At 70.6% G+C, this 8,289-nt stretch carries 9 protein-coding genes; 3 read left to right on the top strand and 6 right to left on the bottom strand.

The window, feature by feature from the left end:
- From VN520_RS35155 to VN520_RS35145, 3 genes are all read right to left on the bottom strand, one after another.
- A partial coding sequence (locus VN520_RS35155) for a histidine kinase dimerization/phospho-acceptor domain-containing protein (RefSeq protein WP_325751011.1) occupies positions 1 to 807 on the bottom strand: 807 nt, incomplete at its 3' end.
- Between the two features lie 68 nt (positions 808 to 875).
- Entirely contained in the window at positions 876 to 1,610 is a 735-nt protein-coding gene (locus tag VN520_RS35150) for a response regulator transcription factor (RefSeq protein ID WP_325751010.1), read from the bottom strand.
- A gap of 685 nt (positions 1,611 to 2,295) precedes the next feature.
- Positions 2,296 to 3,177 carry a LysR substrate-binding domain-containing protein gene (locus VN520_RS35145; RefSeq protein WP_325751009.1) on the bottom strand — a complete coding sequence of 294 codons (882 nt, stop codon included), beginning with the start codon at positions 3,175 to 3,177 and terminating at the stop codon, positions 2,296 to 2,298.
- A 71-nt stretch (positions 3,178 to 3,248) separates the two neighbouring features.
- Between VN520_RS35145 and VN520_RS35140 the strand changes: the two genes are divergently transcribed.
- Genes VN520_RS35140 through VN520_RS35130 form a run of 3 tightly spaced genes read left to right on the top strand, consistent with a single transcriptional unit; the run spans position 3,249 to position 5,765 of the window.
- A complete protein-coding gene (locus VN520_RS35140) occupies positions 3,249 to 4,430 on the top strand; it encodes a thiolase family protein (RefSeq protein ID WP_325751008.1) in 1,182 nt (393 codons plus the stop codon).
- Positions 4,427 to 5,122, top strand: a complete 696-nt coding sequence (locus VN520_RS35135) for a 3-oxoacid CoA-transferase subunit A (protein ID WP_325751007.1) — start codon at positions 4,427 to 4,429, stop codon at positions 5,120 to 5,122. The genes VN520_RS35140 and VN520_RS35135 overlap by 4 nt, the downstream gene beginning before the upstream one ends.
- 1 nt (position 5,123) lies before the next feature.
- A complete protein-coding gene (locus VN520_RS35130) occupies positions 5,124 to 5,765 on the top strand; it encodes a 3-oxoacid CoA-transferase subunit B (protein WP_325751006.1) in 642 nt (213 codons plus the stop codon).
- Between the two features lie 286 nt (positions 5,766 to 6,051).
- Here the strand turns inward: VN520_RS35130 and VN520_RS35125 are convergent, their stop codons facing one another.
- The 3 genes from VN520_RS35125 to VN520_RS35115 form a co-directional block, all read right to left on the bottom strand.
- On the bottom strand, positions 6,052 to 6,903 hold the full coding sequence (locus VN520_RS35125) for an SDR family NAD(P)-dependent oxidoreductase (protein WP_325751005.1): 852 nt from the start codon (positions 6,901 to 6,903) through the stop codon (positions 6,052 to 6,054).
- A gap of 26 nt (positions 6,904 to 6,929) precedes the next feature.
- Positions 6,930 to 7,784, bottom strand: a complete 855-nt coding sequence (locus VN520_RS35120; RefSeq protein ID WP_325751004.1) for a CoA ester lyase — start codon at positions 7,782 to 7,784, stop codon at positions 6,930 to 6,932.
- A partial coding sequence (locus tag VN520_RS35115) for an acyl-CoA dehydrogenase family protein (protein ID WP_325751003.1) occupies positions 7,781 to 8,289 on the bottom strand: 509 nt, incomplete at its 5' end. The genes VN520_RS35115 and VN520_RS35120, both read right to left, overlap by 4 nt.

The raw sequence follows: 8,289 nt of genomic DNA, 5'->3' as shown, positions 1-8,289 counted from the left end.
GGACGCCATGAGCTGTGCGTATCCGGCGATGGAGGCCAGCGGGGTGCGGAGCTCATGGCTGGCGTCCGCGAGGAGGCGGCGCATGCGGTCCTCGGTGCGCTGTCTTTCGGCGAGTGACGTCTCCACGTGGTCGATCAGGTGATTGAGCGCGACGGCGACCTGACCGGCTTCCGTACCGGGATCGGTGTCGTGTGCGGGGACGCGGCTGAGCCCCGTGACCTCGCCCCGGTCCAGAGGCACCCGGGCGGCCTCGGCGGCGGTCGCGGCGACCCTGCGGAGGGGGCGCAGCTGACGCCGCACCACCACCGCGCAGACACAGCCCGCAACCGCGAGCCCGACCCCGGCGATCACCGCCTCCGCCGCCATCAGGCGGCCCGTCATGCGCTGCACGTCGGTCATGGGAAGCCCCGTGATCACCGAAGCCCCGTCGTCGCCCACCGCGGTCAGCCGGTACTCACCGAGACCGGGAACCACCCGGGTATGCAGGGAGCCGTCCACAGAGATCCCGCTCAGAGCCTCCTGCTGCGCGGCGGAGAGCACGCGCAGGCTGCCGTCGCCGGTCACCACACCGGCGGCGGGCACATGGTTCGAGGAGTCGATCCGGGCCCCGAGCGTTCCGACCGGTTGGCCGGGCAGCCCGAGGAAACCCAGATACGTGAGACCGCCGGTCCGCAGGCGCAGGGCCGCCTGGTGCCGCTCGGCGGCTTCGGTGACACGCTGGTCGAGGTCCGCGCGCAGGTACTCGCTCTGCGTGAACACGGTCGTGAACGACATGGCGGCGCACACGGTGGCCAACAGCACGGACATGGAGACGACCAGGCGCGTCCGCAGGGTTCTGCCGCGTGTACGGGCCCTCGCTCGCCGGCCGAGCCGCGTCAGCATGGCCCGTCGTCCGCACCCCGGATCACGTAACCGACTCCGCGCACTGTCTGGATCATCGGGGCCCGGCCCTTGTCGATCTTCGAGCGCAGGCCGTAGATGTACACCTCGACGAGGTTCCCCTCACCGTCGAACGAGCTGTTCCAGACGTGTTCGAGGAGCTGCGCCTTGCTGAACACCCGCCGGGGCGAGCCCATCAGGAACCACAACAGGTCGAACTCCTTGGCTGTGAGCGAGACAGGCGTCGAACCCCGCCACACCTCACGGCTTCGTTCGGACATCACCAGATCGCCCAGCCTCCGCACGGAACCGTCCGCAACCGGCACCTTGTTGCCCGCCCCTGAGCGACGCAGCAGTCCGCGCAGCCGCAACAGCACCTCTTCGAGGGAGAAGGGCTTGGTCACATAGTCGTCCGCTCCCGCCGACAGGCCTTCCAGACGATGCCCGAGCGCGTCCCGGGCGGTGAGCATGAGGACGGGGAGTTCCTCGTTCTCGTACCGCAGCCGCCGCAGGACACTCAGGCCGTCGAGGTCGGGCAGCATCCAGTCGAGGACCACGGCGTGCGGGTCACACTCGCGCGCGAGCCGTACGGCACCATGCCCGTCCGCCGCGGTGAAAGGCTGCCATCCCGCATCGGCGACGGAGACAGCCAGTACCTCCGCCAGTTCCGGCTCGTCATCGATGATCAGCACGCGGATGGTGCTGTCCTGCGCAGCGCCTCGGTGAGACATGGTCCCGCCCCTTCCTGGGATGCTGTCGGCACATGTGCGCACGCAAACCGGGCCGGCGCCTGCCGGCCGCGTCGCGCATCCGGGGCGCGCGATCTCGTCCCGGCGGCCGGCCGCTGTGGTGATCACCGGAATCCGGATCCCGACCTCGGGTCTCCACGCCCGGACTGAAGTCCCACGCCGGATCGGCACTTCCGCACCGGCCCGCGCAACCTACTGTACGAAGCTCGGTTCGGTGCCAGGACACCGGAGCCCGCACGGCGACAGCGCCGCCACAGAGCCTTCACATCTGCTCCCTGTTCACGGTGGTGCACGCGTCACCGAAGGGCGCGACGGTTGGCACGGCGAGTACCTGCGCCGCCGGCAGCAGCCGCGAGGTGGCTGAGCGGATGTTCGTCAGTCACCGGACAGTGGAGTACCACCTGCGCAAGGTCCCACGAAGCTGCAGATCAGCTCGCGGGCCGAGCCCGCCCAGCGTCTGGAACGGCCATTCGATGGCGGAGGGCTTGCGGTCCGTCGGTGAGTCTCCGCTCCGCAGGCGTACTGCCGCGCCACCAGGGCAGCGATGGCCACGTCCGGCCGGGTGAGGACGAGAAGCGCTCGTCGCGGATGGCGCCGGCGAATCTGGCGGGGTGGAGCCGCCTACGACGACGCAGGCGGAGCCACCGAGCTGTGTCCACGACGGTGATCACACGATGCGCCGGACGATGTCGACCGTGCGGGCGAGATGGGGTTCGGTCCGGTCGGAACGATGGGCGACGGCGAGGTCGACCGTCGCGGCGGGGCTGACCAGCGGCCGGTAGGCGACACCGTCGAGAGCCAGCGCGGTCACCGGCTCGGGGACGATCGCGACGCCGAGCCCACCGGCGACCAGGGTGATCAGGGTGGAGGTCTCACCGACCTCGTGCCTGACGTGCACGTCGATGCCGGCATCGCGGAAGAGGCCGAGCACCACGCCGTACATGACCGAACGCTGGCCGGCGGAGTGCACGATGAGGTCGGCCTGCCGCAGGTCGGTGACCCGCACCTCCCGGTGACCGGCCAGCTCGTGGACCGCCGGGAGGGCGACCACGAGACGGTCACGCCGCAGGGGCACCACCGTGAGGGAGGGGTCGGCCACGGTCGGGCGGAGCAGCGCGACGTCGATGGCGCCCGTCCGCAGGGCCTCCATCTGGTCAGGGGCGAGCATCTCGCCACGGAAGGAGAAGTCGACCCCGGGGAGTTCGGCGGCAAGGTGGCTGGAGAGCGGTGGCAGCAGGCTGTACGTCGCCGAACCGACGCAGCCGATCGCCAGATGACCCACCGATCCGGCGGCCACCCGGCGGGCCTCGTGCGCCGCGTCGTCCACGTCCGCCAGGATCGTGCGCGCTCTCACCAGATAACTGCGGCCCGCATCGGTGAGCTCGACCCGTCGCGTCGTGCGGTGCAGGAGTTCCACACCCAGGTCCACCTCCAGCCGGCGGATCGACTGCGACAACGGCGGCTGCGCCATGCGGAGCCGGTCGGCCGCCCGGCCGAAGTGGCGCTCCTCGGCCACGGTGACGAAGTACCGCAGCTGACGGAGATCCATATGTTCCTCATATCAATTGGGCAGGATATTGATACTTCACCGTATCGCTGACCGGGCATACCGTCCTGAGCATGAGTTCTTTCATCTATTCCGCCCTGCGCACCCCCTTCGGCCGCTTCGGTGGCGCCTTGGCCGGCGTCAGACCCGACGATCTGGCCGCCGACGTCATCGAGGCGCTGCTCGCCAGGGCGCCCGGGCTGGACCGGGCAGCTGTCGACGAGGTGGTCTGGGGCAACGCGAACGGCGCGGGGGAGGAGAACCGCAACGTCGGACGGATGGCCGCGCTCCTCGCCGGCCTGCCGACCAGCGTTCCGGGCAGTACGGTCAACCGCCTGTGCGGCTCGTCACTGGACGCCGCCATGATCGGCTCGCGCGCGATCGAGACCGGTGACGCCGACATCGTCCTGACCGGCGGTGTCGAGTCGATGACGCGTGCTCCCTGGGTGCTCCCGAAGCCGGCCAAGGGCTTCCCGGCAGGGGACCTCGCGGCGGTCTCGACCACGCTGGGCTGGCGGCTGGTCAACCCGCGCATGCCGAAGGAGTGGACGGTCAGCCTCGGTGAGGCCAACGAACAGCTGCAGGAGAAGTACGCGGTCAGCCGGGAGCGGCAGGACGAGTTCGCCGTCCGCTCCCACCGGCTCGCAGCAGCCGCCTGGGACGAGGGCTTCTACGACGACCTCGTCACTCCCCTCGACGGCCTCGCCCGTGACGAGGGCGTCCGTCCGGACTCGTCGGTCGAGAAACTGGCCGGGCTCAAGCCGAGCTTCCGCAAGGACGGCACCATCACCGCCGGCAACGCCTCCCCGCTCAGTGACGGCGCGTCCGCCGTACTTCTGGGATCGGAGGCTGCCGCCGAGCGGATCGGCCTCGAGCCGGTCGCCCGCATCGCGGGCCGGGGCACGTTCGCGCTCGACCCCCAGGCGTTCGGCTACGCCCCGGTCCAGGCGGCCGAGAGGGCGTTGAAGCGGGCGGGCATCACCTGGGGACAGGTCGGCGCGGTGGAGCTCAACGAGGCCTTCGCGGTGCAGTCGCTGGTGTGCGTCGACGCGTGGGGCATCGCCCCGGAGATCGTCAACACCAAGGGGGGCGCGATCGCGCTCGGCCATCCGCTCGGGGCCAGTGGCGGCCGCATCCTCGGCACGCTGGCCAAGGTGCTCCGTGAGCGTAATGAGCGATGGGGCGTCGCCGCCATCTGCATCGGCGTGGGACAGGGCATGGCAGTGGTTCTCGAGAACACGGAGGTGCACGCGTGAGCAGGGCCGAGATCCTGGACACGGTCGACGAGGCGGTCTCCGGCGTCGAGGACGGCAGCACGGTCCTCGTCGGAGGGTTCGGCATGGCCGGAATGCCGTTCGATCTCATCGACGGACTGATCCGGCAGGGCGCGAAGGACCTGACCATCGTGTCCAACAACGCCGGCAACGGCGAGGTGGGGCTCGCGGCGCTGCTGAAGGCGGGCCGGGTGCGGAAGGTGATCTGCTCCTTCCCCCGGCAGAGCGACTCCTACGTCTTCGACGAGCTCTACCGGGCCAAGAAGATCGAACTCGAGGTCGTCCCGCAGGGCAGCCTCGCCGAGCGGCTGCGCGCGGCCGGTGCCGGCATCGGTGCGTTCTACTGCCCCACGGCCGTCGGGACGCCGCTGGCCGAGGGGAAGGAGACGCGCACGATCGACGGACGTGACCACGTGCTCGAATACCCGATCAAGGGTGATGTCGCGCTGATCAGCGCCCATCGCGCCGACGGGATGGGCAACCTCGTCTACCGCAAGACCGCCCGCAACTTCGGCCCCGTGATGGCGACCGCGGCGACGACCACGATCGTCCAGGTCGGCGAGATCGTGCCGACCGGCGGCCTCGACCCCGAGGCCGTCGTCACACCGATGGTCTACGTCGACCGCATCGTGCAGATCGAGGCGCGTCGGTACACCGTGCAAGGAGCGCGCTGACATGGCACTGACCCCCGACCAACTCGCCGCGGTCGTCGCGCGCGACATCCCGGCCGGTTCCTACGTCAACCTCGGGATCGGACAACCCACCAAGGTGGCCGACCACTTGCCCACGGGCTCGGGTGTGGTGCTGCACACCGAGAACGGCATGCTCAACATGGGCCCGGCCGCGATCGGCGACGAGGTCGACCCCGACGTGACGAACGCGGGCAAGGTACCGGTGACCGAGCTGCCCGGCACCTCGTACTTCCACCACGCCGACTCGTTCGCGATGATGCGGGGAGGTCACCTCGACGTCTGTGTGCTCGGAGCCTTCCAGGTCTCCGGTACGGGGGACCTGGCCAACTGGCACACCGGCGCGCCGGACGCCATTCCGGCCGTGGGCGGGGCGATGGACCTCGCCATCGGCGCCAAGCAGACCTTCGTGATGATGAAGCTCTTCGACAAGCAGGGCCGGGCCAAGCTGGTCCCGGAGTGCACGTACCCGCTGACCGGCGTCGGCTGCGTCAGCCGGGTCTACTCCGACGTCGCGGTCTTCGACGTGGGACCGCTGGGGGTACGCGTACGCGAGACGTTCGACACCGATGTCGATGAGCTGCGTGCCCGCCTGGACCTCCCCCTGACCGCGCCGGAAACCGCCTGACGGCCGGCTGCCTGACGGCCTCGTCGATGAGGCGGCAGCCCTCAGGTCTTCCTGACGGGTGACGGCACAGCGCCCGGACCGTGCAGGGTCCGGGCGCTGTCCTGCAGGGGTGGGGGTGTGCGGTGGTCGAGACGTCCCTCACGCGGTCATCGCCTTCCGCCGGGGCCGGGCGGTGGACCTCTCCACACGCTCGCTCAGTAGATCGCGCGTGACGCCGAGCTGACCGGCCCCCGTGGTCCCCGGATCCGTGTGCGCCGGTGGTACGGCTGAGCCCCGGGGCGTCCCGTCATTCCGCGCCGGACGGCTTGCGTGCGGCCGGCGGCTTGCCGGTCTCCATCGCGTGCAGACGGTTCCGCTGGGCCGCGATGGTCTCCTCCGGGTGGGTCAGGACGAAGAAGCGGTCGTGCAGGATCGCGTCGACGACCTGCGCGGCGGTGACCGACGGGTCGAGCGCGTTCCCCTCCATCGCACCGCGGATCATGTCCAGGACCCTGCGCCGCTCAGGGGACTCGGACAGGGGCACTCCCGCCGGCCGGTTGCGTTCGGCGTCCGGCATGCGTGACTTCGTCATGCCGGGCACCAGCAGGGAGACCCCGATAGGCTCACCTGCGGTACGCAGCTCGACGTCGAGGTTCTCCGACAGGGCGTGGACGGCGAACTTCGACACCGAATAGGGCGCGAACGTCGGGAGCCCGGTGGCGAACGCGGCGGTCGACGCGGTGTTGACGATGTGCCCCTCGCCCTGTTCCTTGAGGAGGGGCAGGAACGTCCTGCATCCGTTGAGGACGCCCCCGAAGTTGACCTTCAGCACCCACTCCCAGGTGGTCAGTGGGATGTCGAGGAAGGGGGCGCCGCTCTCGACACCGGCGTTGTTGCACACGACGTGCACTGCCCCGAAGCGCTCGAGCGTGGCCTGGGCCAGTGCCTCCACGTCCTCGGGCAGGGACACGTCGGTGCGCACGCCGAGGACCTGGGCCCCGCCGGCGCCCAGGGCGGTGACCGCCTCGTCCAGGGCCTTCTCCTCGATGTCGGCGATCACCACCTTCATTCCCTCGGTGATGAAGCGCTGGGCGAGGGCGTAGCCGATGCCGCTGGCGCCGCCGGTGACGACGGCGACGCGTTCCTGCAGTTCCTTCATGGACTGGTTCCTTTCCCTCATGCGGATCATCGGCGTGCGAGTGCGACGATGCGCCGCGCGCCGCGCGCCAGGGCCTCGTCGACCATGTGGCCGGTCTCGTCGATGTACGCTCCCGAACCGGCGGCGATGGCGGCGTCGTACGCCGAGAGGAGAGCCGCGGCACGTGCGACGGCCTCCGGCGTCGGCGTGAAGACCGCGTGCACGGCAGGCAACTGTGCCGGATGGATGCAGGCCCGGCCGACGAAGCCCTGGCGTGCCGCGCGCTCCGTCGAAGCGGTGAACACCGCCTCGTCGCGCACCACGGTCGACACCGGGCCGACCGGAGGCTCGATGCCCGCCTCGCTGCTGGCGAAGACGACCCAGGACCGTGCCCAGGCCGTCTCGGCCTCGGAGGCCCCCGGCTGGATGCCCGTCGCCGCGCAGAGGTCGTACTCGCCGATCTGGAGCCTGAGCACGCGGGGGAGCCCCGCGACGACACGGGCGTCCAGCACCGCGCCGGGTGTCTCCAGGAGAGGGCTGAGCCTCCAGTCCAGACCGCGCCGGTCCAGCTCGGCGGCCAGGGAACGGAGATCGGCGACCGTCGCCTTGGCGGGCACGAGACCTGTCAGCCCCGCGGCGCCGGCGAGGGTCTCCACGTCGGTGAGACCCTCGGTCCCGGCATTGACCCTGACCCACAGTTCGCGGTTCGTGCCGGAGCGCTGGCCCGCCGTCGAGGCGAGCCAGTCCGCCACGGCCCGCCGCGCCGCCGGCTTCTCGGCGGGGGGCACCGCGTCCTCGAGGTCGATGATGACGGCGTCGGCATCGCTCGCCCACGCCTTCCCGAGGCGTGCCCCCGCGTTGCCCGGTACGTACAGGTGCGACCGGGGAATCGACGCGGTCATCCGACGCTGGCCCGACCGGAGACCAGGGCCTTCGCCACGACGGTGCGCAGGACGTCGTTGGTCCCCTCGCCGATGCTCATCAGCGGCGCGTCGCGGAAGAGACGCTCGATCTCGTACTCCGTGGAGTAGCCGTAGGCGCCGTGGACCTTCATCGCGTCGATGGCGTTCTCCAGGGCCATCTCGGAGGAGAAGATCTTCGCCATGCCGGTCGGCCCGTCCGCGCGGCCGCCTCGCACCTCGGTGGCCGCCCAGTACGTCATGAGCCGCGCGGCCTGGAGGTTGGTGGCCATGGTGGCCAGCTTGAGCTGGATGGCCTGGAACTCCGAGATGGGCTGGTCGAACGCGACGCGCTGCTTGGAGTAGGCGAGGGCCTCCTCGTACGCCCGCTGGCCGACCCCGACGCCGCGGGCGGCGATGTTGACCCGGCCCCACTCCAGTGCCGACAGCGTCTGCTGCATGCCGCGGCCTTCGACGCCGCCGAGCAGGTTCGCGACCGGCACCCGGG

This window comes from Streptomyces sp., from assembly GCF_035563135.1.
GTDB lineage: Bacteria > Actinomycetota > Actinomycetes > Streptomycetales > Streptomycetaceae > Streptomyces.
This window is presented reverse-complemented; position numbering and strand designations above follow the sequence as displayed.